We start from the raw sequence: 25,697 nt of genomic DNA, 5'->3' as shown, positions 1-25,697 counted from the left end.
CCTCGTTTTTGATAATTCGATTTAAGGGAGGATACTCAGGTGAAATGGATGTTAACACTGTGCTTGCTGCTATTGGCGCCAATGAGCTGGGCGGAAGAAAGCAAGTCAGCAACGACAAAAACGGCCAAGTATGAAGGCATTGAAATTACCGTTAATGTGAATACGGCTACCGCGGAAGAAATTGCGACACTATTGAATGGTATTGGAACGAAAAAGGCGCAAGACATTGTTGAGTACCGCAACGAACATGGCCCATTTAAAACCGCAGCGGACTTAAGCAAAGTGAAAGGCATTGGTGAAGCGACGGTGAAAAAGAACCAAGATCGCATCTTACTTTGATTCACGCTTTGAGTTGAAAAGCGAAGTTCTGTTTCCTATTACTGCTTTCCCGAACCAAAGCGTTTTTCTGGTTCGGGATTTTTTGTTTTATCGAGGTTTGTGCTCACTCAGATTGAAGCGTATTAACCGAATATACGACGATGCGTTAGTTTTTCTAGCCAAGCCATGCCCATACCCCCGATAGCACCAAATAGGTGAGCATCAACAGCGACGCGAGCACCAATCATTGCCGCCGTGCTTGTTGAAGGGCCGTAGAACTGCTCCCAAGCGACTTTTGCAATTAAACCGCCTACCAGTACTAAACTGCTTCTTCTACCGTCGAAAACCTCTGCCAGAGCCCAGAAACCAAACAATCCGTGTAGAACTCCAGACAATCCAACGTAAACCGACATATTGGTGAATAAGTTCATTGCACCGACGAAGGTACATAGAACAAGAAAGACGATAGAGAAGTTACGCACCGAAGGGTGAAAGATGAATCCAATTACCCATAAGCCCGCTAAATTCATCCCTAGGTGAGCAAAGTTGGTATGCGTCAGATTTCCTGTTACGATTCGCCACCATTCGCCATGGCGTATGTTGTAAGCGTGCCATTCGGTTAGGCTTGCCATTGGTTCGAATTGCAGTATTAAACAGATAACGCTGATGATGCTCAGCAATGTATAAAGGTTCACTCTATGTCTCGTTATTGTTCTCAGTGTGGAAAGTCGCGCAAAGCTTGTATTTGCCAATGGATTGTACCGCTAGCAAACGAGGTTGAACTTATCATCCTTCAGCATACGAGTGAAGAACATCGTCCTCTTGGTACGGCACGGATTCTCAATTTGAGCCTAAATCATTGTACTTGCCTGATTGGAGAAGACTTTTCTGACAATGCAGCGTTGAACGCGTTGCTTGAGGACGACGCCTACCAATATTTCATTCTTTACCCTTCAGAACAATCGTTGTGCCTTTCAGAGTTGGCGACGGTTGGAGCGACGGCAGATAAGAAAATACGTTTGATTTTACTCGATGGTACTTGGAAGAAAGCTTACAAGATGTGGCAACTTTCGACCAACTTGCATGCCATCCCAACGGTTAAACTGCCAGAGGATCTGCAAGGTCATTACACCATTCGTAAGGCTCCTTCGAACAACAGCTTATCAACAGTGGAAGCAGGCTTTCATGCTCTGAGCTTGTTGGAGTCTGGGAAAGATTTCACGCCTTTGCTAACGGCGTTTGAGAAGATGATTGAATTTCAAATCGCCCAGATGCCTCCGGGCGTATTTGAAAAGAACTATCTGAAAGACGAGTAGCGAAGCGATAGAGTACTTCTCTAAAGGACTATTGAAGAGAACAACTGTCGATGCAGCTTTTGTGCGTGGCCATCGGTCATTGCTGAGATGTAATCTGCAATCACGCGCATCTTTGTACTTTCGCAGCTTGCTTCTTGCCATAGTGAGCGAGTGTGCGGTGGTAGCAGACGCTCAGGGTCCGCACTTAGAGCTTCAAACAAATCCATGATGATCTGCTGGCCTTTGTACTCTACGATCTGCACTTGATGCACTTGAATCACATATTGGCTCACGAAGTGTTTGAGTACTTCTAGTGCTTTGGCCATGTGTGGCTCTAAACAGGCATTCCAAGCTAAGAGCGGGTTATTGAACGGTTCATCCACCACTTTGATTGAGATACTGGTCAACAGCGCATTCACCATGCCACCAATCGCATCTTTACGCTCATGATGTTTACCACTAAACAGCATTTGGCCGATAGAACCAATGTGCTCCTCAAACCACGGGTCACCACAATCCGCTAATTGACTGGCTGCGCCTTCTTGCCATTGCTGACGAGTGACCATGCCAAGCACTATCGCATCTTCCAAATCATGCACGCCGTAAGCGATATCGTCCGCAAGTTCCATGATCGAGCAGTCGAGCGATTTAAAGCGAGTTTTACAGTGTTCTAAGTCTGATTCCGGACGACAGCGCATTTGACTCAACAGGGCTTTGTCATTGTCCGTCAGTGGTGCAATGACCCAATCAAACAAGTCTTTATCACAGTCATAAAGGCCTTTTGCGGGGCTCCAGTCTTTGGCTTTGAGTTTGCGTTGATGCTCGACAGGCTCGGGCGTGCAAAGTGCTCTTGTTTGACTCAGCAGTGCAGGGTATTTAATCAAACCGAGTAAGGCGCGGCGTGACAAGTTCATGCCAAAGTGTTCGGTGTAAGGTTCTAGCTTGGTGACAATACGAAACGTCTGGGCATTGCCTTCAAAGCCGCCATGTTCACGCATCATGTAGTTCAGCGCGACTTCGCCACCGTGACCATAAGGCGGATGACCGATATCGTGTGCCAAACAGAGCGAATCAATCAAACTGTCTGAAGGCAGCAAATCTCGGAATTCTGGTTGTTTCTTTTTCAGTTGAGCCACAATGCCCGTACCCAATTGTGCTGCTTCAAGAGAGTGAGTCAGGCGAGTACGGTGAAAGTCTTCTAAGCTGTTGCCGTGGACTTGAGTTTTCGCTTGTAGGCGACGAAATGCCGCAGAGTGCAGTATACGAGCGCGATCTCGCTGATAAGGACTACGATGATCGTCACGGCGGATTTTATGTTCATCATCATGGCGTTCTTGCCACAAGGCATCTAATTCAAACGACACTTTTCTCTCCATCAACTAACTGATTTCATCCAGCGATAATTCAAAACTTGGGGCAAAGGTATGAAGGAAGAATTCCATTTCTGGTGTTTTGCGTTCTTGCAGTGTGATGTCTAGGCGCTTTTTAGCCAAGGCAAACTCGTGGTTACCTGCGCTCAGTTCTTCGAGGCATTTTAAGTACGCACAGATGGAGTCGGCTTGCTTAACGATCAAGGCATCTTCTTCATGTGCCGAGTGTGAAAGCAGATACGGTGCAAAATCGTCTTGGAATTCTTCTGGCAGCATGGATAGTAGCTTTTGCTCGGCTGCTGCTTCTATCTTTTTATATTCTTTAGAAATTTCTGGGTTGTAATACTTAACTGGGGTTGGAAGGTCACCCGTTAATACTTCACTGGAGTCATGGTACATCGCAAGAATAGCAATGCGTTCGGGATTCAGTTTACCGCCAAACTTTTTGTTTTTGATTAGGGCAAGGGCATGAGCAACAAACGCGACTTGCAAGCTGTGTTCAGAAACGTTTTCTGGTGATACTGAGCGCATTAAGGGCCAGCGTTGGATTAGCTTCATTCGTGCCAAGTGGGCGAAAAAATGGCTTTCTTTCATTGCTGTCTCCAATTTTGATTCTGATACAAAAAAAGGAGCTCACTAGGAGCTCCTCTAAGCATATGAGAGATCAGCAGTAATTACTACTGGCTATACGTTGATAGGAAACGCTCAAAGCGGCCAATCGCGGTTTCAAGATCTTCTACGTGCGGCAGGGTAACGATACGGAAGTGATCCGGTTTCGGCCAGTTAAAGCCTGAGCCCTGTACGAGTAGCACTTTTTCTTGCTTCAAGAAATCGAGCACCATCTGCTGGTCATTCTTAATGTTGTACATTTTGGTGTCGATTTTCGGGAACAAGTACATAGCACCTTTCGGTTTCACACAAGAAACCCCAGGGATCTGGTTGATCAGCTCGTAAGCACGGTTACGTTGTTCAAGCAAACGACCACCCGGCAAGATCAGCTCATTAATACTTTGGTAGCCACCCAATGCGGTTTGAATCGCGTGTTGCATCGGTACGTTGGCGCACAAACGCATTGACGAAAGAAGCTCAAGACCATTGATGTAACCTTGCGCCAGATGTTTAGGGCCGGTTAGGAACATCCAGCCGCCACGGAAGCCACAAACACGGTATGCTTTTGATAAACCGTTGAAGGTCATCACTAGCACATCTTCTGTTAGGGTCGCGACTGAGGTGTGTGTTGCTCCGTCGTAAAGCACTTTGTCGTAGATCTCGTCAGCGAAGATGATCAGGTTGTGTTGGCGGGCAATCTCGATAACTTCTAGTAGAAAATCACGACTGTATACCGCACCCGTTGGGTTGTTTGGGTTGATCAGAACAATACCACGCGTTTTTGGGGTGATTTTCTTTTTGATGTCTTCTAGATCAGGATACCAGTCTGCGCCTTCATCACAGATGTAATGCACAGGTTTACCACCAGACAGAGCAACAGATGCGGTCCACAGTGGGTAGTCTGGTGCTGGGATCAGCATTTCATCGCCATTGTTCAATAGCGCTTGCATTGCCATCACGATTAGCTCTGAAACGCCGTTACCTACGTATACATCTTCAACATCTAGTGAGCGGATGCCTTTACGTTGGTAATGTTGTACAACGGCTTTACGCGCAGAGTAGATGCCTTTGGAATCACAGTAGCCTTGAGAAGTTGGTAGATTGCGGATTACATCTACTAAAATCTCATCAGGGGCGTCAAAACCAAATGGGGCGGGGTTACCAATGTTTAGCTTTAGGATTTTATGCCCTTCTTCCTCCATGCGCTTAGCATGTTTGAGTACAGGACCCCTAATGTCGTAGCAGACATTGTCGAGTTTTGACGACATCCCGATATTTTGCATTGTATAATTCCTAAAAAATCGTTAATTTCTTTATTAAAGTACAATAATTTGTTTTTTATTAGAATAAAAATCTGTAAATTATCCGTTTAGTGGCTAACTTTTGTCCTGTTGGTATCACAGGATTTTGCAAAAGATCGCATACGACCTTGATTTGCTTTGGGTCTAAACTTAGAGTAGCCGTCAGTTATCCCTTATCCTCATAGACTTCGAGGTTGATTTGTCACAGTTCCATCAAGCCGTAAAGAGAATTATCGAGCGAGTTCAGCAAACGGAAGGCAATCAAACACGTTTAGTCGAGCCACTCAGCGAGAAACCCAATTTCGCGTTTATTGACTGGCTTGAAGCACAACCACTTTTTCCCAAGTTTTACTGGCAGTCCCGTGATACTCGTGAAGAAGTTGTTGCCCTAGGTCAGCTCCATTCATTTGTTGAGCCAGGACCTGCCTATACGATCCTTGGCGAAGGCCAACGCGTATGGGGTGGGCGTTCATTCGATGGTCAGCACGAGAAAAATCGCCGCTGCATGCCGTCTTTCTTCTTTCTACCGCAAATCGAGTTGATTCGCTTCGATCAGCAATGGTCGCTTGCAGTGAATATCTCAGAAGATAAGACCCGTACATTAGCAGGCTTGAAAAAGCTGGTTTGTGATGTGCCTATGCTTGCGCCAATTTCTTCTCATATTCGTTCTATTGATCATGCGCCAACAGAGCCTCAATGGAATGATTTGGTAGAGAAAGTACTGACAGGCATTGAGAACGACGATTTCAAAAAAGTCGTTTTAGCTCGCAAATCAACAGTTCGCTTAGATTCGACACTTTCTGCTGCGCAGCTCCTGAAAGCGAGTTACCTAAATAACCACCATAGTTTCCATTTCCTACTGAGCTTAGACAGCAAACACAGTTTTATGGGCTCTACTCCTGAGCGCCTGTATTCACGTGTTGGGCATGAACTCCACACTGAAGCATTGGCAGGCACGATTGGTCGTGGTGACAATGCAACGCAAGATATGGAGCTAGCAAACTGGTTATCTCAAGATTCAAAGAACCTGAACGAAAACCAGTATGTGGTGGATGATATTGTTGATCGCTTGTCGCCACATTCAGAGAGCGTTGAAGTAGAAAAAGAGCCTCGACTTGTTCGTCTAAGAAAAGTCCAACACCTTAAGCGTAATATTCATGCGGATCTGAAAGCAGGCATCAACGGTGTTCAATTGCTTTCAGCTTTACAGCCAACCGCCGCGGTAGCCGGTTTACCGCGTAAAGAGTCGATGCAATTTATTTTGGATAATGAGCCGTTTGCACGCGGCTGGTATGCAGGCTCTATGGGTTACATTAGCCATGAGCGTGCAGAGTTTTGTGTCGCAATCAGAAGCGCTTTGATCTTAGGCGATCAAGTCCAATTGTTTGCTGGCGCGGGTATTGTTCCGGGCTCCATTGCAGAACATGAATGGGCCGAGTTAGATAAAAAAATGTCGACGTTACTATCTCTTATTTCAGACCACCCACCGCTTGGGGTTGCATCATGAAGGCAGATCAAGCTGTATTGAATCGCATCTGGTCTGAAACCATCCTGACAGAATTGAACCGCTTTGGTGTGAACCACGTTTGTATCGCACCCGGTTCCCGCTCTACACCTTTAACGGTAGAGGTGGCAGATAGCCCAAATTTTACTATTCACACGCACTTTGATGAGCGTGGCTTAGGCTTTATGGCTCTTGGGCTTGCGAAGGCAAGTAAACAGCCGGTTGCGTTGATCGTGACCTCTGGTACCGCTGTCGCTAACCTTTTACCTGCTATTGCTGAAGCAAAACTGACGGGTGAAAAGCTGGTGGTGCTAACGGCAGACCGTCCGGTTGAACTGGTAGGTTGCGGTGCAAACCAAGCTATTAATCAATTGGGTATTTTTTCAGGACATGTCTCTGACAGCCTTAACCTGCCGAGTCCTACGCTATCAACTCCGTTGAACTGGTTGCTTACTTCTGTTGATGAGGTGATGTTTACTCAGCGCCTAAGAGGCAGCGCGGTTCACATTAACTGTGCGTTCCCAGAACCTTTGTACTCCAATACAGAAAAGAGCACCTATCAGGACTACCTTGATACCGTTGCCGGTTGGCGAGATAGCAAGGTGACGTATTGCCAGCGCTTTAACCCGAAAACCAGCAGTGCAATTCCAAGCTGTGGGGATAACAAAGGTGTGGTGGTCATTGGTAGTTTGCCACTGGTTCAGGCGCAAGCCGCACAAGCGTTTGCAGAGCAAATGGGCTGGCCAGTCCTTGCCGATCCGCAAAGCGGTGTGAGCTCGGATTGGGCGCACTTTGATTTATGGTTACAGAATCCGAAATTGGCAAGCCAACTGGATTGCTGTGACTTAATCGTGCAGTTCGGTAGTCGAATCATTTCTAAACGTTTTAATCACTGGTTAGAAAAACACGTAGCGCGCAATCAGCAAGGTGGTGACATTCAATATTGGTACGTATCGCCTCGATTAGAGCGAGATAACCAAAGTCACTTACCGCAATGGCACTGGGCAGAGCAGCCAAGCTCATGGGTTGAACGTACGACGGAGTTTTCATCAGAACACGCTGGTTGGGCAAATGAACTTGCCGCGGATATCAAACAGGTCACGCAACACGCGAAAGGCTTGTTTGCATCTGACCCTAAGAGTGAGTTGAGCGAGATTGCGTTAGCGATTGATGTGGCTGAGCGTGCTCAAGGTGTGGATCTGTTTGTTGGCAACAGTCTGTTTGTTCGATTGATCGACATGTTCGGCAAGCTTGATAACACAGAGGTTTTCACTAACCGTGGTGCGTCTGGCATTGATGGCCTGTTTGCAACGGCAAGCGGGGTACAACGCGCGCGCCAAAACCCGATGTTAATGTTTATTGGCGATACTTCTGCCTTATATGGGCTGAACTCATTGGCACTGTTTACGCACAACAAGTTGCCTTCGGTGTTGGTGATCACTAACAACGATGGTGGTGCGATTTTTGACTTACTGCCTGTACCGCAAGAGCATCGCGAGTCGTTCTATCAAATGCCTCATGGCTATGAATTTGAACATGCAGCGAAACAGTTTGGTTTACAGTATCGCAAACCGAACACGCTTGCTGAGTATCAATCTATAGTCTCTGAGCATTTTGCTAGCGGCGAAGGGGCGTTAGTGGTTGAAGTTCAAACGCCATCGAACCAAGCGGTAGAGCAGCTAAAATCCTTCAACAAGAATTTGCATGCTCTATTCTAAACGCTTCCCAGCAACGGAAAAGCACCAAAGTAGTACTTTGCCTACTCTGGTGTTTTTGCATGGCTTGCTTGGTAGCGGTGAAGATTGGCAAGCGTGTATCAACGCGTTACCCGAGTATGAACGTGTTACGGTTGACCTCCCTGGTCATGGGCACAGCCAATTTATTTCTTGCAGCGATCTGAATGATTGCTGCAAATTACTCAATTCCGCACTATCTTTATTATTTCCTTCGCAACAACCGCTTATCCTGATTGGTTACTCAATGGGTGGACGCATTGCTATGCATGGCCTTGCTCACCAATGTTTTCCAGATCTCAATATTTGTGGAAGCATTGTTGAAGGAGGAAACTTCGGGCTTCAAAGTGAGTCAGATAGACAGGCTCGATTCGAAAACGATTCGCGCTGGGCAAAGCGTTTCAAAACTGAGCCTCTTGCCTGTGTTTTGAACGATTGGTACCAACAGTTGGTCTTTTCTTCACTAAACCATGAGCAAAGACAAACATTGATTGCGAAACGAAGTGCTAATCTTGGTTCCGCGGTAGCGGACATGCTGATTGCAACGTCATTAGCGAAGCAATCTTATTTGCTCCCAGCTCTGCAACAGCAAGCGGTTCCACTGCATTATATCTGCGGCGAAAAAGACAAAAAATTTAGCCAACTGGCTGAGACAAGCGGGTTGGCGTATCGACAAATCGAAGGTGCTGGACATAACGTCCACCAAGAGCAACCACAGCGATTTGCGAGGCAAGTTAATCAAATAATTCATTCTCACTTTGAGTGAGAGCAACGAGAACAATGGGAATCACCATGGCTAAAACAGTAGGCATTTCTGAAGAAGAACTTTACGCTCCGGTTCAATGGAAAGATTGCAGCGAGAAATACGAGGACATTCATTACCATAAGTCTGTAGATGGTATCGCGAAAATCACTATTGCACGTCCTCAAGTGCGTAACGCGTTTCGTCCTCAAACGGTAAAAGAGATGATTGATGCGTTGGCAGATGCACGCTACGACTCTGGTGTTGGCGTGATCATTCTGACAGGTCTAGGTGAAGACGCATTCTGTTCTGGTGGTGACCAGAAGATCCGTGGCGACTACGGCGGTTACAAAGACGACCAAGGTACGCACCACCTAAACGTATTGGACTTCCAACGTGATATTCGCACTTGTCCAAAACCAGTGATCGCATCGGTAGCAGGTTGGGCTGTGGGCGGTGGTCACGTACTGCACATGATGTGTGACCTAACGATTGCGGCTGACAACGCTCAATTTGGTCAAACAGGCCCTAAAGTGGGTTCATTTGACGGCGGTTGGGGCGCATCTTACATGGCTCGTATCGTAGGCCAAAAGAAAGCTCGCGAAATCTGGTTCCTATGTCGTTTCTACAACGCTCAAGAAGCAGTAGACATGGGCCTAGTAAACACAGTAGTGCCACTAGCGGATCTAGAGACAGAAACCGTTCGTTGGTGTCGTGAAGTACTACAGCACAGCCCAATGGCACTGCGTTGCTTGAAAGCTGCGTTGAACGCGGACTGTGATGGCCAAGCGGGTCTGCAAGAACTGGCGGGTAACGCGACTATGATGTTCTACATGACAGATGAAGGCCAAGAAGGTCGTAACGCATTCAACGAGAAACGTCGCCCAGACTTCGACAAGTTCCCTCGTAACCCATAATCCGTATAGAAGAGGAGCCTTTGTGCTCCTCTGTTTCGTTTTTCGTCCTGAGCGTCTCGCCCTCTGGGAGACTAGCGAGTTCTCTCGTTAAAAAAGCTCAGAATATACGGCATTACATAGGATTCGAATTATGCGTAAAGCGAAGATTTACCGTTACTGTCTACCAATGGACAGTGGCGTAATACTACGTGATAACAAGCTGACGGAACGCAAAGGTTATATCCTTGAATTAACAGACGGTGACAAGGTTGGTCGCGGTGAAGTTGCCCCTTTGGTTGGCTTCAGTCTAGAAGGCACTGAAGAAGCGGGCATTCAGCTGCAAGCACAAGCAGAACGCTGGGTGGCAAACTTGCCTTTAGATTACAACCACATGTATCCATCGGTTGCATTTGGTCTGTCTATGGCTCAGCTGGAACTTGAAGGCGGTTTACCTGCGCAAGGTAAGTACCAAGTCGCCCCTCTGTGTAACGGTGATCCAGACGATCTGATTCCGAAACTGAACGAAATGGAAGGCGAAAAAGTCGCGAAAGTAAAAGTGGGTTTGTACGAACCTATTCGTGACGGCATGCTAGTGAACTTGTTCCTTGAGTCGATTCCACAGCTGACGCTTCGTCTTGATGCAAACCGTGCTTGGACGCCAGAAAAAGCCCAGCAGTTTGCTAAATACATTGCGCCATCATTACGCCAGCGTATTACCTTCTTGGAAGAGCCATGCCGCTCTCCGGGTGATAGCCTGTCTTTCGCAATCAATACGGGTATTGCAATCGCGTGGGATGAAACACTGCAAGATGCGGTTCGCCGTGAAGATTTCAGCTTAGAAGATCTCACTGGCGTAAAAACCATCATCATCAAGCCAACGCTGATCGGCTCAGTTGATTTTTGTATTAAGCTGATTGAAAAGGCGAAGACATTAGGTATTAAAGCCGTGATCAGCTCAAGCATTGAATCAAGCCTTGGCCTGAACCAACTTGCTCGTTTAGCACAATGGCAACTACCTAATGAGATCCCAGGTTTGGATACCATTGGTTTGTTTAAAGCGCAGCTAGAGCAAGGTTGGCCGAAGTGTGAGCTTCCAGTTCTTCCGCTATCTGAGCAGGAGTTAGTGTGGTATTCAGCATAGATACTATTGCGATTGCACCATGGAAATATTGGGCTCAAGTGAGCCCTTTTTCTATTGCGCTTGAGACGACCAAAGAGCAAGTTAACTGGCAGCAATTGACTGCTCGTGTCGACTTGTACGCTCGCTACCTTCAGCAACAGGGTGTGGCGAGTGGAGACGTGGTGACGTTAGTCGGTAAGAACCAAGTTGAAACCCTGTGGTTTTATCTTGCTGCGCAGCAGATAGGCGCAATTGCTGCGTTGACCATGCCGCAGCCTTTTGAAGCGCTTTCAGGTAAGCTAACGACGCTATATAAGCCAACCCAACAACGTTTTGTGTGGTTTGCTGATGGTGTTGCCAGTGGTTACTCCGAACAGCAGTTATCGCAACTATGTATCATCCAACTTTCGACTCTGGATAGCGAATCGCAATGTGGCACTGGCAGTTCAAGTGAAGGCTACGCACATGATGCTTTAGCGTCTATTGTGTTTACCTCTGGCTCAACAGGCACCCCTAAAGCCGTGGTACATACTCATCGTCAGCACCTTTCTTCAGCTCAAGGTTTGTTGGCTGAGTTCCGATTCAACCATGAAGATAGCTGGCTGCTTTCTTTGCCGCTTTACCACGTGTCAGGCTTGGCAATTGTCTACCGTTGGTTGTTTGCAGGCGCAACGCTCAAAGTAGGAAACGGAAATCTTGCTGATGATATTCTTGGTGTCTCTCATGCCTCTCTAGTCGCGACACAGCTTAAGCGTTTACTGGATGAACAAGTCGCATTGTCTCTCACGCATGTCTTACTTGGCGGCAGTCATGTTGCTCATGAGTTGGCACTGCGAGCAACACAGCAAGGCATTGAAACTTGGCTGGGTTATGGCATGACAGAAGCGGCCTCTACCGTAACTGCAAAGCAAATCGATAGCATCAGTAACGCGGGTCACCTATTGCAAAATCGCGATATTAAGCTGGTGGAAGAGCGTATTTATATCGGCGGGCAAACACTAGCAGCAGGCTATTTCAAGCAAGGCTCAGTTACCTCACTTCTGAATGAAAACGGTTGGTTCGACAGTAAGGATCTCGGAGAGTGGCAAGGCGATGAACTTAAGATCATTGGCCGAGCAGACAACCAATTCATTTCTGGCGGTGAGAATGTTCACTGCGAAGAAATTGAAGCGGTACTGAACCAAATCGAGGGTATTTCGCAAAGCATTGTTGTGCCAGTAGAAGATGTTGAATTTGGCCACCGACCAGTAGCTGTGATTCAGACAGAGTTATTAATGGACAAAGCTCAATACGAGCAACATCTGCAAACTAAGCTAGAAAAATTCAAATGGCCAATAGCGTATTACGCAATGCCTCAAACCCTGTTGGGTGGGGGAATCAAAATCTCGCGTAAAGCGGTGAAAGACTGGTTAAAAAATGAAGTGCAAAACGGTGACTAAGCGTTATTGCACTTCAGGGGGATGTGGTGATGGTGAGTCACCACAATTCTTTAGTTAGCGAGCGCGAGTTTCATCTGCTCAGCTACCTTATCTACTTTTCCTAGACCGATAATCACTTGTAAGCCGCCTTTACCAATCATCACTACGCCAGCAGCACCCAACTGTTTAAGCTTAGCTTCGTCAGCTAGGGATGAATCTTTCACGGTTAAACGAAGTCGAGTAATACAGTTGTCCACTTCTAGGATGTTGTCTGCACCGCCAATTGCGGCGATGTAATCTTTCGCTAGCTCACCAATATTCTCAGTGACTTCTTTTTCCATGTCCTCACCACGACCCGGCGTACGTAAGTTGAACTTGATGATCGCGAAGCGGAATACGCTGTAGTAAATCGCAAAGAAGACTAAGCCTTGTGGGATCAGCATGTACCATTTGGTTGCCAATGGGTTTTGGCTTGACAGTACGAAGTCAACAAAACCAGCTGAGAAACCAAAGCCCGCCATCCACTGCATGCTTGCTGCAATGTACATTGAGATACCAGTCAGCACAGCGTGAATCAGGTACAGCACTGGCGCTAGGAACATAAAGCTGAACTCTAGAGGCTCTGTAATACCAGTGAAGAAAGACGCCATCGCAGCAGCCAACATGATTGAGAACACTTTGGTTTTGTTTTGCTTATCAGCACAGTGATAAATCGCAAGAGCAGCGCCCGGTAGACCAAACATCATGATTGGGAAGAAGCCTGCTTGGTACATACCCGTTTGGCCGACTACAGCTGTGCCGTTAGCAATAGATTGTGCGCCGCCTAAGAAGTTTGGAATGTCGTTGATGCCAACCACATCAAACCAGAAGACAGGGTAAAGCGCATGGTGCATACCGATTGTTAGCATTAGACGGTTAAAGAAACCAAATAAACCCGCGCCAACCGCATCCATGGATTCAAGTTTGGTTCCGAAAATAATTAATGCATCGTAAATCACAGGCCATACGTAAAGCAGAACAAACGCCAGCGCCATACCTGCGATAGAGGTGAGAATAGGTACTAGGCGTTTGCCGCTAAAGAACGCCAGTGCTTTTGGTAGTTCGACACCTGAGTAACGGTTGTAGATTTCAGCGGAGATAATACCTACCAAAATACCGATGAACTGGTTGTTGATCTTATTGAATGCATCCGGCACTTCATCCGCAGCGACGTCCATTAATTGTGTGACGGCACCTGGCGCCAATAGCGTCGTCAGTACCATAAAACAGATAAACCCAGACAGTGCTGCTGAGCCGTTTTTGTCTTTGCTTAATCCGAAAGCGACACCAACGGCGAACAGTACCGCCATGTTGTCGATGATTGCGCCGCCTGATTTAATGAGGAATGCTGCTAAGACACTTTCAGAACCCCAGCCGACCGGATCTATCCAGTAGCCAATCCCCATCAAGATTGCCGCAGCAGGTAGGGTTGCTACGGGTACCATTAATGCCTTACCGACTTTTTGCATGTAGCCGAGTATATTCATATTTGCCCCTATAATTTTAATACCACCTAAAACATGATCTATGTTTGAAAGTGGCGTTTTTATTAAGTTTCTAAGGGCTATTTGAAACTTAATTATCGACGCAAACAAACGAATTCACTACTATCATGAATTAATATTTTTAATGCATGGTCGATCATGGCAAATCAACAGTTACTGCTTCGAAACCTTCATACCTTTAGTATCGCAGCGAAGCATCTCAGCTTTACGCAGGCGGCAAAAGAGCTGCACTTGACTCAAGGCGCCGTGAGCCATCGCATCAAAGTGCTAGAACAGGAGTTGGGTTTCTCTCTGTTTGTTCGAGGCACTCGAAAGCTTGAACTGACATCAGAAGGGCATCGATTTCAAAAAACGTTGTCGACGTCACTCAGTACCATTTTTAATGAGATTGAAGAGATCAAGTCGACGGACTTGGTGGGTGAACTCAACATTGCTGCGTCCCCTGGGTTTTTGAATGGGTGGTTGATGCCTCGCATTGCGGATTTCCAACGCCATTTCCCAGGTTTTAACCTCAACCTTTTCGCCCAAGAAAACCAACTCGATTTGGTGACCAATCAGATTGATGTGGCGATTTTCTACGATACGGATCATATGGTTGACGTGTACCGTCAGCGGTTATTTGGCGAAAAATACATTCCGGTCTGTACGCCTCAGTACATGAAGGAACTGAATATCTTAGAAGACGGCACTGAGTCTCTCAATCGCATCAACTTTATTCACGCTCTTGGTTCTGATGTTTGGCAGCGCTGGGTTGCTTATATGGGACTGGACGTGGATGTTTTTCAGCATTTTTACTGTGTGAGCCATCGTGATATGGCAGTGCTAGCAGCAAGAAATAACGTTGGCGTTGCGATGGGGCGATATCGATTCGTCAAAGATCTCTTAGACAAAGGCGAGCTAGTTAGTCCTTACCCAGTGATGGATACCCAGTTAGGATACGATTTGATTTGTCCGTCTGGCTACGAACACCGACCTAAAGTGAAAACCTTTATCTCGTGGGTAGAAAGCCAACTTAGTTGATTTCGCAATGTATTAGTCGAAAAGGGAATTTCGCATCCTTATAACTCTGAATCATAATCATGCTCAAAGATTAAGGAATAAAGCATAAGGTTCAGGATGATCAAGTTAGTGTTAGCGGCAGCGGTGTTGTTACAAATTGGCGTGGCGATGAGTACGCAGGGGTTAACGCGCTCATTGGCTGAGTTAACTGCTTTTCTGGTTGCGATCGCATTAGTGTTGGTACACAAAAGCCAAAGCACGCGAAAAGTCGAGTCAACCCAGCCTCAGAAAATCACTCAAGGTTTAGCTGAGAAGTAACCAGCCTAAAGACGTAGTAGAAATCAGTACCCACAGTGTGACGCCAAATAACAATGGCTTAGCGCCTGCCGACTTCAGCTTCGATACTGAAATGCTGCAACCAATCAAGAACAGACACACCACAAGCGCTTGCTTAGCAATAGCAAAGATGCCTTGATACACCACTTCAAATTGCGGGAAGAAATCGCTGAATGCAATCGCAGCGCAGTACCAGAAAATGAAGTAAGGAATCACTAACTTACTCTTGCCTTCCTCTCCATTACCGCGAGAAAAAATCACAGCACTCACTAGTGCGACAGGAATGATCCACAATGCGCGAGCAAGCTTCAATGTTGTTGCGGTAGTCAATGCTTCTTCACCGTAGGCAGATGCCGCACCCACAACGGAAGAGGTATCGTGAATTGCAATCGCAGCCCACGTTCCGAACGTGTGTTGATCCAAGCCAATAGCGTGACCAATAACAGGGAAGATGAACAGCGCCAGTGAGTTCAGAACGAAAACCGTTGCAAGTGCAAGACCGATTTGTTCGTCCTTTGCTTTAATCGCTGGAGCGACCGCAGCAATCGCGCTACCACCACAAATGGCGGTACCAGAAGCAATCAGATACGCCGTTGTGCGTTCGAGTTTTATTGCTTTGGCGATCATCATGCCGATCACAAGCGTGCCAAGGATGGTTGCGATGATCAGACCAATGCCGTCAGAAGTGACCGCGAGTGCTTGGTCAAAGTGAATCCCAAAGCCCAAACCAATAATGGAATAAGAAAGCAGCTTCTTGGTAAATGAAGCAATAGGAAGCTCTGTCGGTACTAGGCTAAAACTCGCCAAAAGAAAACCGATCACAAGCGCGATAGGAGAGGACACAAAAGGGGTTAAACAAAACAGCAGTGCCAATCCAAAGGGGATATTCTTTGTATTCAAGGGTGTCGTTCGTTGTTATGAGTTAAAGCGTGGAGTATACAGTAACGCTTTTGGTCAGAAAGTCTTAATGAATTGAACATGCGTTCAGTAAAACTAAACGCATGTTCAACATTCTCAAATTAACTGGTTTGAGTTTAGCGCCAGTCGCCACGCAGTGCTTTTACTTTTTCAAACATCACTTGTGAGGTTGCTTGCTTTGGATCGACAGGCGTTCCAGCTTCAATTTCTAGTTTAGACCAGAAGCGAGTTGGTAACCCTTTACAAGCACGCCCTTTTGCTCGGCTGAAATAGCTGCCCCACAAGCCTTTTAGGGCGATTGGAATCACTGGAACAGGGCTGCGACGAAGTATGATGTCGATACCACGCATAAACTCGTTCATTTCACCATCTGACGTTAAACGCCCTTCCGGGAAGATGCACACGATATGGCCTTCACTCAGTGCTTTTTCAACATCATTAAATGCACGACGAATAGACGTTCGATTACTTGCCGAAATAGGGATTACTCCTGCTCTACGAAGGAAACGTCTCAGAGGAGGAAGGTTTGCGTAGTCTTCTTCCATCACAAATCGAATCAGGCGAGGACAGACCGCACTTAACAGTAGCGAGTCCATATAGCTGACATGGTTGCAGACGATCAACGCACCACCGTGTTCTGGAAGGTGATGTAGGTTCTTATGTTTGACACGGTAAATGGTGTGAGTGACCACCCACATCGCAAAGCGCACCACAAAGATGGGGATCTGCAGGAAGATGTATGCGGCAACCAAGAAGTTCAGGATAGCCAAAAGAGCGAACAATTGAGGGATGCTCATCTCAAGCACACTCAAACAAACAATGCCTAATACAGCACTGCCTACCATGAACAGAGAGTTAAAGATGTTCAAGCCAGCAATCACTTGTGCACGTTCCGTTTCTTTCGCTCTGTGTTGCATTAAGGCGTAAAGGGGAACGATAAACAAACCACCCGAAATACCAATCATCAATAGATAGAAGAACAGTGGCCAGAAAGCGTCATAGCTGACGAACTCCGCGAAAGTGTGGAATCGAGGTAAGTCCGTTGGAATCGATGTCGCCATCAAGAAGCCGAAAATGGTTATCCCTAAAGCGCCAATCGGTACGATACCCACTTCAATACGATGATTGGACAGCCAGTTACATGCCATTGAGCCGACCGCAATCCCCACAGAGAAGAGCGCTAACAGGAAGGAAACTGCGCTTTCGGTGCCATTCAAATAAACCTTGGTGAAGTTAGGGAACTGAGTCAGGTATGCTGCGCCCAAGAACCAGAACCAACTGATCGCCATGATGCATTGAAAAACGATGCGGTCAGACTTGGCAATAGAAAGTGTGTGTTTGGTTTGCTTGTAAGGCTGCCATTTGAATTGAATGTTCGGTGCGCTTGCTGATGCAAATGGAATAAAACGACTCGACAAGTAACCAAGAACAGCAAAGATAACGACGCAGAAAGCAGCAAGATATTTCGCATTGTCGGCCGAAGCAATAAGCCCCGCGCCAAGCGTACCAACCAGAATTGCAATAAAAGTACCGGCTTCGACCAATGCGTTGCCAGGAACCAACTCTTTTTCATTGAGTTGTTGAGGAAGTAAAGCGTATTTGACGGGGCCAAAGAACGCGGATTGCGTTCCCATCAAGAAGAGCAGTAAGAGCAATACGCCGTAGCTTTCGGTAATAAAGCCAATCGCTCCTAAAAGCATGATGCCGATTTCGAAAAGCTTTACCTTACGAATAAACCAAGACTTCTCGTATTTATCAGCCAATACCCCCGCAGACGCCGAGAACAAGAAGAAAGGCAGAATAAATAAACCAGCAGCCAAGTTAATAAACAGGTTACTAGAAATCGGTAACGCGCTAGATCCTGCAAAGGCCACAAACAGCAGCAGTACGTTTTTGAATATGTTGTCGTTGAAAGCTCCGAAAAACTGGGTGACAAAATAGGGGAGGAACTTTCGCTGCCTAAGCAAAGACGACTGGCTGTCTGATGACATGAATAATCCTTTATTACCAGCTGATCAGATAGTTTGAAATCAGGTTATCAATAAGCTCTTTACCATCAATAGGTTCACTAGAGAAAAACTTATCATCAACGCTAAGAAGCGTGATTCCATGTACACCTGACCACAATACGCGACTCGCTTGCAGTACTTCAGATTCAGTACGATGCGGTGCGATTTGAGCAAGTAAGGATTCTAGCATGCCAGTCATACCGTCGATGCGTTTTGCGTGCCACTCTGGTAGCTCGGCACCATTCATGTTGTGCTCGAACACAAGTTGCCAGCGGTATGGGTGTTTTTGCGCGAAGTCGTGGTAGCAGTATGCCAGTTCAAAAAGTGATTGATGAGCATCCTTACTGTTTTTCGTCGCGGCTACGGCTTCTTGTTGCAACTCATCCAATGTCTGTGCAACGGCATGTAAAAGCAGTAGGTTGTAGTTACCAAAGATATTAACTAGCGTACTTGGCACGTAACCTATCATGTTAGCGATCTTGCGAAGGCTAAGGTCGTGGTAAGAGTTTTCGTCTAAAAAGTCTTTGACTGTGGAAAGAGTCAAGTTGACCAACTCTTCTCTGGTGTGATCGTTTCTGCGCGCCATAATTTAAAACTACTTATTGAACAACGTTCAATATGATAGTCAGCTACCGATTGACCGTCAATAACGCAAACAAGTCATAAACCTATTGCTTGGCAATATTCTGATACATGTCTTCTATTGTGGAATGTTTCATTGTTGAATCTGACGGAGTATGATGGTCACATCTCATATTTAGCGTGCTACTGATATTGGATGCTTGTTCATCTTGTTATCTGGCAGCATGATTAAGTACTTATCGTCAATTTTAAGGATAACGATGAAACGTTTATTTTCGATTGTCGCCCTACTGATGTTTACCGTTGCTGTAACGCCTATCGCGGAAGCGAAGAAGTTTGGTGGTGGTAAGTCGTTCGGTAAGAGCTATAAAACGGCTCCTGCTCCTAAACAGCAGCAACAAAACACAAACACCATTGGTAAAGAACAAGGTGCTAAATCTTCAAGCAAGAAAGGCTTGATGGGCGGCTTACTTGGTGGTCTTCTTGCTGGTGGTCTATTGGCAGCATTCTTTGGTGGTGCATTCGAAGGTATCCAGTTTATGGATATCCTGATCATTGGTTTGATTGCGTTTGTTATCTTCAAGCTGATGCGCGGCATGCTTGGTGCTAAGCAGGGCAGTATGAATCAGCATCGTCAGCAGCCAGCATTTGGTGGTAACGCTTCTAAGTTCGAGCAACCAAACATGCAGAACTTTGAACAGCAGCCTAACAACACAAATGCAGGTGGTTTTGGCGGTTTCGGTGCACAAACTGATATCCCGCATAACTACCCACCGGGTTTTGACCAAGCGGCATTCATCAACGGCTCTCGTGAGCACTACCGAATCCTGCAAGGCGCGTGGAACCACAACCAACTTCATACAATTGAAGAGTACGTTTCACCAAGCCTATTCGAAGACTTGAAAGCAGAACGTGCGAAGCTAGATGGCGAGCAACATACTGATGTGATGTATGTAGATGCGGAAATTGTTCGTGCTGACTACGATGCGAACAAAGCACAGCTTAGCCTGCAATTTAGCGGTCGTTACCGTGATGCAGAAGAAGGTATCGAAGAAGACATCGAAGATATCTGGCACTTAGAACGTGACCTAACGGTACCAAACGCACCTTGGTTGATTGTTGGTATTCAAGGTTAATCACCAACAGAGTTCAATTTAGTCTCAGTGAAATCCCGCTCTCGAGCGGGATTTTTTATGCCCTTAGATCAGAGAATCTAAACGTATCACGCTAATGGTGAGTGATTGAAGTCGAACTAAATAGGGTTGGTATAGGGGAAACGATGAGCGGGACAGTAGGGAATAGTGAAGATAGAACTGACGGAGGTGATCAATGGCTTGATTCCATTGACCTAAATAAACCAACTGACACTTGGATTCCCTCTCAAGCAGATCTAGTTAAAAGCACCTAGGTGTCGTACTACTTAACGAAAGACCGCTAAGAATCGCGCTGTGAGTGAGGCTAGATTTATCCAGAGAGTTGGGTAAGCCATTGAAAACGGTAGTTATAGAACGAAAAAAGCCAGCTCAATGAGCTGGCTTTTCAATATGGTGGAGGGGGACGGATTCGAACCATCGAAGGCAGTGCCGGCAGATTTACAGTCTGCTCCCTTTGGCCACTCGGGAACCCCTCCAGGGTGTTTTATACTTGAAAATTAGTTTCCCAACCTAGCTTCCAAGTTGTTCTCATGTTTAAAGGAAAAACATAAGAAAGAATATGGTGGAGGGGGACGGATTCGAACCATCGAAGGCAGTGCCGGCAGATTTACAGTCTGCTCCCTTTGGCCACTCGGGAACCCCTCCAGGGTGTTTTATACTTGAAAATTAGTTTCCCAACCTAGCTTCCAAGTTGTTCTTATGTTTAAAGGAAAAACATAAGAAAGAATATGGTGGAGGGGGACGGATTCGAACCATCGAAGGCAGTGCCGGCAGATTTACAGTCTGCTCCCTTTGGCCACTCGGGAACCCCTCCAGGGTGTTTTATACTTGAAAATTAGTTTCCCAACCTAGCTTCCAAGTTGTTCTCATGTTTAAAGGAAAAACATAAGAAAGAATATGGTGGAGGGGACGGATTCGAACCATCGAAGGCAGTGCCGGCAGATTTACAGTCTGCTCCCTTTGGCCACTCGGGAACCCCTCCAGGGTGTTTTATACTTAAAAGTTAGTTTCCCAACCTAGCTTCCAAGTTGTTCTTATGTTTAAAGGAAAAACATAAGAAAGAATATGGTGGAGGGGGACGGATTCGAACCATCGAAGGCAGTGCCGGCAGATTTACAGTCTGCTCCCTTTGGCCACTCGGGAACCCCTCCAGGGTGTTTTATACTTGAATGTTAGTTTCCCAACCTAGCTTCCAAGTTGTTCTCATGTTCAAAGGAAAAACATAAGAAAGAATATGGTGGAGGGGGACGGATTCGAACCATCGAAGGCAGTGCCGGCAGATTTACAGTCTGCTCCCTTTGGCCACTCGGGAACCCCTCCAGGGTATTTTTATACTTAAGATTGTTTTCCCAACACATCTCTCAAGTGCGGAGCGCATCATAGCAAACTCGCTCAGGCTGTAAAGCGTTTTTCTTACGTTTTTACGTTGAATGCTGCCTTTTTGGGCAAAGATGGTAGAAAGTCAGCGTTTTGTATGTCGTTTATACAAAAGAAAAACTGACTTTTTACTTGAATTTACACTACTTGACGTTAGGCGTCGTATCAACTGATAAACTGTATTCAGTTTAATGACATAAGTTTATCTGATTAGTAGTCAAAATTATGAGTATGAGAGCCACTTTATCTGTTTTAACGCTTTCTATTTTAATGGCATCACCAGCCGCTTTTGCAGCCAAACGTGGTCCATCAACAGTTACGGTGGTAACTGAGCAAGTAGAGACGCATCAAATCAACCAGTCTTTGTCACTGATCGGCAAGCTTGAAGCTGCCCAATCGGTTGTTGTTGCTTCTGAGGTTGCTGGCAAGGTGAAAGAGATCGCCGTAAAAGCCAACCAAAACGTTCAACAAGACCAACTTCTTATTCTATTAAATGACGATAAAGCGCAAGCGGCTTTAGTAGAGGCAAAAGCTTACCTAAAAGATGAGCAACGTAAGTTAAAAGAGTTTCAGCGTTTGGTTAAACGTAACGCCATCACTCAAACAGAAATCGATGCACAAAAAGCGAGCGTAGAGATTGCCGAAGCACGTCTTGATGCATCAAAAGCCAACTTAGCGGACCTAAATATCAGTGCACCTTTTGCCGGCACCGTTGGTTTCATCGATTTCAGCCGAGGAAAAATGGTGAGCGCAGGTTCTGAGCTACTGACTCTGGACGACCTTTCTGTTATGGAGTTGGATCTGCAAGTACCAGAGCGTTACCTGTCGATGCTGTCTGTCGGTATGGAAGTTCACGCGACGACCAGTGCTTGGAACGGTGTTGATTTCGTCGGAAAAGTAACGGGTATCGATACTCGCATCAGTGCAGAGACTTTGAATCTACGTATTCGTATTGAATTTGACAATCCAGAAAACCATCTCAAGCCGGGCATGCTGATGAATGCTTCTTTGGCGTTTCCTGCAATTGAAGCGCCTATTATCCCAGTTCAAGCGCTGGAATACTCAGGTACTAAGCGTTTCGTGTACGTTATTGATGAAGACAACAAAGCGAAGCGTCAAGAAGTGTTCTTGGGTGCTCGTGTTGATAATGAAGTAGTGATTGAATCTGGCGTAGAGATCGGAGACAAGATCGTCGTGCAAGGCATTGTGAACATGCGTGATGGTGTTGAAGTCAAAGAGATCGTCGCTCCAGGAAAAGCGAAAACCGCTAAGGCAAGTGGTGAGCAGGGCACGCAAGACGAAGCGGCTAAGGAAGCGAACTAATGTTACTTTCTGACGTTTCCGTAAAGCGCCCCGTTGCGGCGTTGGTATTAAGCATGCTGCTGTGTGTATTCGGCTTTGTGTCGTTTACTAAGCTAGCAGTACGCGAAATGCCAGACATCGAAAGCCCAGTTGTATCGATCAGCACTCGTTACGAAGGCGCTTCTGCAACCATCATTGAAAGCCAAATTACTTCAGTACTGGAAGACCAACTTTCGGGCATCAGTGGTATTGATGAAATCAGTTCCACCACTCGAAACAGTATGTCGCGTATCACCATCACCTTTGAATTGGGTTATGACCTTAATACGGGCGTAAGTGACGTTCGTGATGCGGTGGCTCGTGCTCAACGTTCATTACCGGACGAAGCCGACGATCCTGTGGTCTTTAAGAACAACGGTTCGGGTGAAGCTTCCCTCTATATTAACCTTAGCTCGTCTGAGATGGACCGAACCCAGCTAACAGACTATGCCGAACGTGTTCTGATGGACCGTTTCAGTCTGATATCTGGTGTAAGTTCTATCGATCTGTCTGGTGGCTTGTACAAAGTAATGTATGTGAAGCTTAAACCAGACCTGATGGCGGGTCGCTCGGTTACAGCATCTGACATTACAGCCGCTCTACGAAGTGAAAACTTAGAAAGCCCGGGTGGTGAAGTACGTAACGACTCAACCGTGATGTCGGTGAGAACCGCGCGTACGTACAACACGCCAGAAGACTTCCAATACCTTGTCGTGAAACGCGCAAGTGATAACACGCCTATCTATCTAAAAGATGTGGCGGATGTCTTCATCGGCGCAGAAAACGAAAACTCGACCTTTAAGAGTGATGGTGTGGTTAACATCAGCTTAGGTGTGGTGCCTCAGTCTGATGCAAACCCGCTAGAAGTGGCACAAGCTGTTCGCTCCGAAGTGGATAAGATTCAGAAGTTCCTGCCTGATGGGACTCGTCTAGCGATCGATTATGACGCGACCGTTTTTATCGAGCGTTCTATTGACGAGGTTTACAGCACCCTCTTTATTACTGGTGGTTTGGTAATTCTGGTTCTGTACATCTTTATCGGTCAGGCGCGTGCGACCCTTATCCCAGCGGTGACCGTACCAGTTTCACTGATTTCTTCGTTCATTGCCGCTTACTACTTTGGTTTCTCTATCAACCTGATTACTTTGATGGCACTGATCTTGTCTATCGGTCTGGTTGTGGACGATGCCATCGTAGTAGTAGAGAACATCTTCCACCATATTGAGCGTGGTGAATCACCATTATTGGCCGCTTACAAAGGTACGCGAGAAGTAGGCTTCGCGGTTATCGCAACAACACTTGTTCTTGTGATGGTCTTCCTACCGATTTCCTTCATGGATGGCATGGTAGGCTTGCTGTTTACCGAGTTCTCCGTATTGCTGGCAATGTCGGTGATCTTCTCTTCATTGATTGCTCTGACACTGACTCCTGTTCTAGGCAGTCAGATTCTAAAAGCGAATGTTAAACCAAATCGATTTAATCGAGCGGTTGATAAATTGTTCGCCAAGTTAGAAGCGGGTTACCGTAAAGCGCTACGCGGCGCGTTGAAAGTTCGCTGGGCGGCACCTTTGGTTATCCTTGCGTGTATGGGCGGCAGCTATGGCTTGATGAATCAAGTACCTGCACAGTTAACTCCGCAAGAAGACCGTGGTGTTATCTTTGCCTTTGTTCGTGGTGCAGATGCAACGTCATACAACCGTATGTCGGCAAACATGGACATCGTAGAAGATCGTTTAATGCCGTTGTTGGGCCAAGGCTTTTTGAAGTCGTTCAGTATCCAAACACCAGCATTCGGTGGTCAAGCGGGTGACCAAACGGGTTTCGTTATCATGATTTTGGACGATTGGAACGAACGTGACGTCACCGCGCAAGAAGCGTTGAATGAAGTGCGTAAGTCACTGGCCGGTATTCCTGACGTTCGTGTCTTCCCATTCATGCCAGGTTTCCGTGGTGGATCGAGTGAGCCAGTTCAGTTCGTGCTTGGCGGGTCGGACTATGATGAGCTTTTGGTCTGGGCAGAGATGCTCAAAAACAAGGCCGAAGAATCACCAATGATGGAAGGCGCGGAGATCGATTACTCCGAGAAAACACCTGAGCTGTTAGTGTCCGTAGACAAGCGCCGTGCAGCTGAACTCGGCGTGAGTGTACAAGACATCTCTGAAACACTGGAAATCATGCTTGGCGGTAAGAGTGAAACGACTTACATCGACCGCGGTGAAGAATATGACGTTTACTTACGTGGTGATGAAAACAGCTTCAATAACGCGGCAGACCTAAGCCAAATTTACTTGCGAACTACAAGTGGTGAGTTGGTGACCTTGGACACAGTTACCAAGATTGAAGAAGTCGCGGCATCGATTCGTTTGTCTCACTATAACAAGCAAAAGTCGATCACCATTACGGCGAACTTATCTGAAGGTTATACCTTAGGGGATGCACTCGATTTCTTAGATCAAGAAGCGATTGATAGCCTACCGGGTGATATTTCAGTGAGCTACTCCGGTGAGTCGAAAGACTTTAAAGAGAACCAAGCTAGCGTAGCGGTCGTGTTCGCATTAGCTCTTTTGGTGGCGTACTTAGTACTCGCAGCGCAGTTCGAAAGCTTCGTTAACCCGCTAGTGGTGATGTTCACCGTACCGATGGGCGTATTTGGTGGCTTCCTTGGTTTGGTTGTGATGAGCCAAGGGATGAACATCTACAGCCAGATCGGCATGATCATGTTGATCGGTATGGTAACCAAGAACGGTATCTTGATCGTTGAGTTTGCTAACCAGCTACGTGACCGTGGCATCGAGTTTGAAAAAGCGATCACTGATGCGGCAGCACGTCGTCTACGCCCAATCATGATGACGGCATTCACTACGCTTGCGGGTGCGATTCCGTTGATCATGTCTACAGGTGCGGGCTATGAAAGCCGTGTGGCAGTAGGTACGGTCATCTTCTTCGGTATGGGTTTTGCGACATTAGTTACACTATTCGTTATTCCTGCGATGTACCGTTTGATTTCTGCGAAGACGCGTTCACCTGGTCATGTTGAGGCTGAGCTGAACAAAGCGCTTAGCCATGACACTAAGGGACGTATCGCACACCCTTAATCGAACTCTAAAACACAAAAGCCGAGGCAATGACCT

At 46.5% G+C, this 25,697-nt stretch carries 21 protein-coding genes and 6 tRNA genes; 13 read left to right on the top strand and 14 right to left on the bottom strand.

All coding sequences use genetic code 11. From position 1 onward, the window contains the following. Positions 1–39 precede the first annotated feature (39 nt). Complete coding sequence (locus tag A9237_RS03740) at positions 40–339, top strand: ComEA family DNA-binding protein (RefSeq protein WP_078607704.1); 300 nt, start codon at positions 40–42, stop codon at positions 337–339. Between the two features lie 122 nt (positions 340–461). Here A9237_RS03740 and rrtA read toward each other — a convergent pair whose 3' ends face one another. Next, a complete protein-coding gene (gene rrtA, locus A9237_RS03735; protein WP_078607703.1) occupies positions 462–1,013 on the bottom strand; it encodes a rhombosortase in 552 nt (183 codons plus the stop codon). 3 nt (positions 1,014–1,016) lie between these two features. Here rrtA and A9237_RS03730 point away from each other — a divergent pair, with 3 nt between their 5' ends. Beyond that, positions 1,017–1,634 (top strand): tRNA-uridine aminocarboxypropyltransferase, encoded by a 618-nt coding sequence (locus A9237_RS03730; protein WP_078607702.1) that lies wholly within the window; start codon positions 1,017–1,019, stop codon positions 1,632–1,634. 20 nt (positions 1,635–1,654) lie between these two features. Here A9237_RS03730 and A9237_RS03725 read toward each other — a convergent pair whose 3' ends face one another. The 3 genes from A9237_RS03725 to A9237_RS03715 all read right to left on the bottom strand — a co-directional run bounded on the left by A9237_RS03725 (position 1,655) and on the right by A9237_RS03715 (position 4,875). After that, positions 1,655–2,989 carry an anti-phage deoxyguanosine triphosphatase gene (locus A9237_RS03725; RefSeq protein ID WP_174575000.1) on the bottom strand — a complete coding sequence of 445 codons (1,335 nt, stop codon included), beginning with the start codon at positions 2,987–2,989 and terminating at the stop codon, positions 1,655–1,657. A 3-nt stretch (positions 2,990–2,992) separates the two neighbouring features. Continuing rightward, positions 2,993–3,577, bottom strand: coding sequence for a 5'-deoxynucleotidase (gene yfbR, locus A9237_RS03720; protein WP_078607700.1), 585 nt, complete (start codon positions 3,575–3,577; stop codon positions 2,993–2,995). Between the two features lie 83 nt (positions 3,578–3,660). Beyond that, positions 3,661–4,875 (bottom strand): pyridoxal phosphate-dependent aminotransferase, encoded by a 1,215-nt coding sequence (locus tag A9237_RS03715; RefSeq protein WP_005437583.1) that lies wholly within the window; start codon positions 4,873–4,875, stop codon positions 3,661–3,663. A gap of 217 nt (positions 4,876–5,092) precedes the next feature. Here A9237_RS03715 and A9237_RS03710 point away from each other — a divergent pair, with 217 nt between their 5' ends. The 6 genes from A9237_RS03710 (at position 5,093) to menE (ending at position 12,327) form a co-directional block, all read left to right on the top strand. Continuing rightward, on the top strand, positions 5,093–6,400 hold the full coding sequence (locus A9237_RS03710) for an isochorismate synthase (protein ID WP_005437582.1): 1,308 nt from the start codon (positions 5,093–5,095) through the stop codon (positions 6,398–6,400). After that, positions 6,397–8,115: a 2-succinyl-5-enolpyruvyl-6-hydroxy-3-cyclohexene-1-carboxylic-acid synthase gene (menD, locus tag A9237_RS03705; RefSeq protein ID WP_078607699.1), complete on the top strand. Its 1,719-nt coding sequence runs from the start codon at positions 6,397–6,399 to the stop codon at positions 8,113–8,115. The genes A9237_RS03710 and menD overlap by 4 nt, the downstream gene beginning before the upstream one ends. Then, a complete protein-coding gene (menH, locus tag A9237_RS03700) occupies positions 8,102–8,896 on the top strand; it encodes a 2-succinyl-6-hydroxy-2,4-cyclohexadiene-1-carboxylate synthase (protein ID WP_078607698.1) in 795 nt (264 codons plus the stop codon). Before menD ends, menH begins: the two co-directional genes overlap by 14 nt. 26 nt (positions 8,897–8,922) lie before the next feature. Further along, positions 8,923–9,789 carry a 1,4-dihydroxy-2-naphthoyl-CoA synthase gene (menB, locus tag A9237_RS03695; protein ID WP_078607697.1) on the top strand — a complete coding sequence of 289 codons (867 nt, stop codon included), beginning with the start codon at positions 8,923–8,925 and terminating at the stop codon, positions 9,787–9,789. 130 nt (positions 9,790–9,919) lie between these two features. Further along, positions 9,920–10,909, top strand: a complete 990-nt coding sequence (gene menC, locus A9237_RS03690) for an o-succinylbenzoate synthase (protein ID WP_078607696.1) — start codon at positions 9,920–9,922, stop codon at positions 10,907–10,909. Beyond that, a complete protein-coding gene (menE, locus tag A9237_RS03685) occupies positions 10,894–12,327 on the top strand; it encodes an o-succinylbenzoate--CoA ligase (RefSeq protein ID WP_078607695.1) in 1,434 nt (477 codons plus the stop codon). Before menC ends, menE begins: the two co-directional genes overlap by 16 nt. 50 nt (positions 12,328–12,377) lie before the next feature. On the opposite strand, the gene nagE is transcribed toward menE, so the two are convergent. Continuing rightward, positions 12,378–13,832 (bottom strand): N-acetylglucosamine-specific PTS transporter subunit IIBC, encoded by a 1,455-nt coding sequence (gene nagE, locus A9237_RS03680; RefSeq protein WP_078607694.1) that lies wholly within the window; start codon positions 13,830–13,832, stop codon positions 12,378–12,380. Positions 13,833–13,988: 156 nt separating this feature from the next. Here nagE and A9237_RS03675 point away from each other — a divergent pair, with 156 nt between their 5' ends. Both A9237_RS03675 and A9237_RS03670 read left to right on the top strand, forming a co-directional pair. Then, entirely contained in the window at positions 13,989–14,870 is an 882-nt protein-coding gene (locus A9237_RS03675; RefSeq protein WP_078607693.1) for a LysR substrate-binding domain-containing protein, read from the top strand. A gap of 96 nt (positions 14,871–14,966) precedes the next feature. Further along, positions 14,967–15,167, top strand: coding sequence for a hypothetical protein (locus tag A9237_RS03670; protein ID WP_078607692.1), 201 nt, complete (start codon positions 14,967–14,969; stop codon positions 15,165–15,167). Here the strand turns inward: A9237_RS03670 and A9237_RS03665 are convergent. From A9237_RS03665 to A9237_RS03655, 3 genes are all read right to left on the bottom strand, one after another. Next, positions 15,153–16,058, bottom strand: a complete 906-nt coding sequence (locus A9237_RS03665) for a YeiH family protein (protein WP_038893312.1) — start codon at positions 16,056–16,058, stop codon at positions 15,153–15,155. The genes A9237_RS03670 and A9237_RS03665 overlap by 15 nt on opposite strands. Before the next feature lie 161 nt (positions 16,059–16,219). Next, positions 16,220–18,094: an MFS transporter gene (locus A9237_RS03660; protein WP_078607691.1), complete on the bottom strand. Its 1,875-nt coding sequence runs from the start codon at positions 18,092–18,094 to the stop codon at positions 16,220–16,222. A gap of 13 nt (positions 18,095–18,107) precedes the next feature. Continuing rightward, complete coding sequence (locus tag A9237_RS03655) at positions 18,108–18,698, bottom strand: TetR/AcrR family transcriptional regulator (RefSeq protein WP_005437561.1); 591 nt, start codon at positions 18,696–18,698, stop codon at positions 18,108–18,110. 256 nt (positions 18,699–18,954) lie between these two features. Here A9237_RS03655 and A9237_RS03650 point away from each other — a divergent pair, with 256 nt between their 5' ends. After that, entirely contained in the window at positions 18,955–19,830 is an 876-nt protein-coding gene (locus tag A9237_RS03650; RefSeq protein WP_009707155.1) for a Tim44 domain-containing protein, read from the top strand. Positions 19,831–20,239: 409 nt separating this feature from the next. Here the strand turns inward: A9237_RS03650 and A9237_RS03645 are convergent. The 6 genes from A9237_RS03645 to A9237_RS03620 all read right to left on the bottom strand — a co-directional run bounded on the left by A9237_RS03645 (position 20,240) and on the right by A9237_RS03620 (position 21,168). After that, positions 20,240–20,324, bottom strand: a tRNA-Tyr gene (locus A9237_RS03645). 84 nt (positions 20,325–20,408) lie between these two features. Beyond that, positions 20,409–20,493, bottom strand: a tRNA-Tyr gene (locus A9237_RS03640). A gap of 84 nt (positions 20,494–20,577) precedes the next feature. Beyond that, positions 20,578–20,662: transfer RNA gene (locus A9237_RS03635), tRNA-Tyr, on the bottom strand. Positions 20,663–20,746: 84 nt separating this feature from the next. Further along, a tRNA-Tyr gene (locus tag A9237_RS03630) sits at positions 20,747–20,830 on the bottom strand. A gap of 84 nt (positions 20,831–20,914) precedes the next feature. Further along, positions 20,915–20,999: transfer RNA gene (locus tag A9237_RS03625), tRNA-Tyr, on the bottom strand. A gap of 84 nt (positions 21,000–21,083) precedes the next feature. Then, positions 21,084–21,168 (bottom strand) — tRNA-Tyr (locus A9237_RS03620). A 282-nt stretch (positions 21,169–21,450) separates the two neighbouring features. On the opposite strand from A9237_RS03620, the gene A9237_RS03615 reads away from it, so the two are divergent. Together A9237_RS03615 and vmeF are read left to right on the top strand one after the other, a co-directional pair. Continuing rightward, positions 21,451–22,548 (top strand): efflux RND transporter periplasmic adaptor subunit, encoded by a 1,098-nt coding sequence (locus tag A9237_RS03615; protein WP_027726604.1) that lies wholly within the window; start codon positions 21,451–21,453, stop codon positions 22,546–22,548. After that, positions 22,548–25,661: a multidrug efflux RND transporter permease subunit VmeF gene (vmeF, locus tag A9237_RS03610; RefSeq protein ID WP_041054832.1), complete on the top strand. Its 3,114-nt coding sequence runs from the start codon at positions 22,548–22,550 to the stop codon at positions 25,659–25,661. The genes A9237_RS03615 and vmeF overlap by 1 nt, the downstream gene beginning before the upstream one ends. Positions 25,662–25,697: the final 36 nt, after the last annotated feature.

Origin of the sequence: Vibrio owensii (assembly GCF_002021755.1) — a bacterium.
GTDB classification, from domain to species: Bacteria; Pseudomonadota; Gammaproteobacteria; order Enterobacterales; family Vibrionaceae; genus Vibrio; species Vibrio owensii.
Note: the sequence above shows the minus strand (reverse complement) of the source record. Positions and strands in the feature narration are given on the sequence as shown.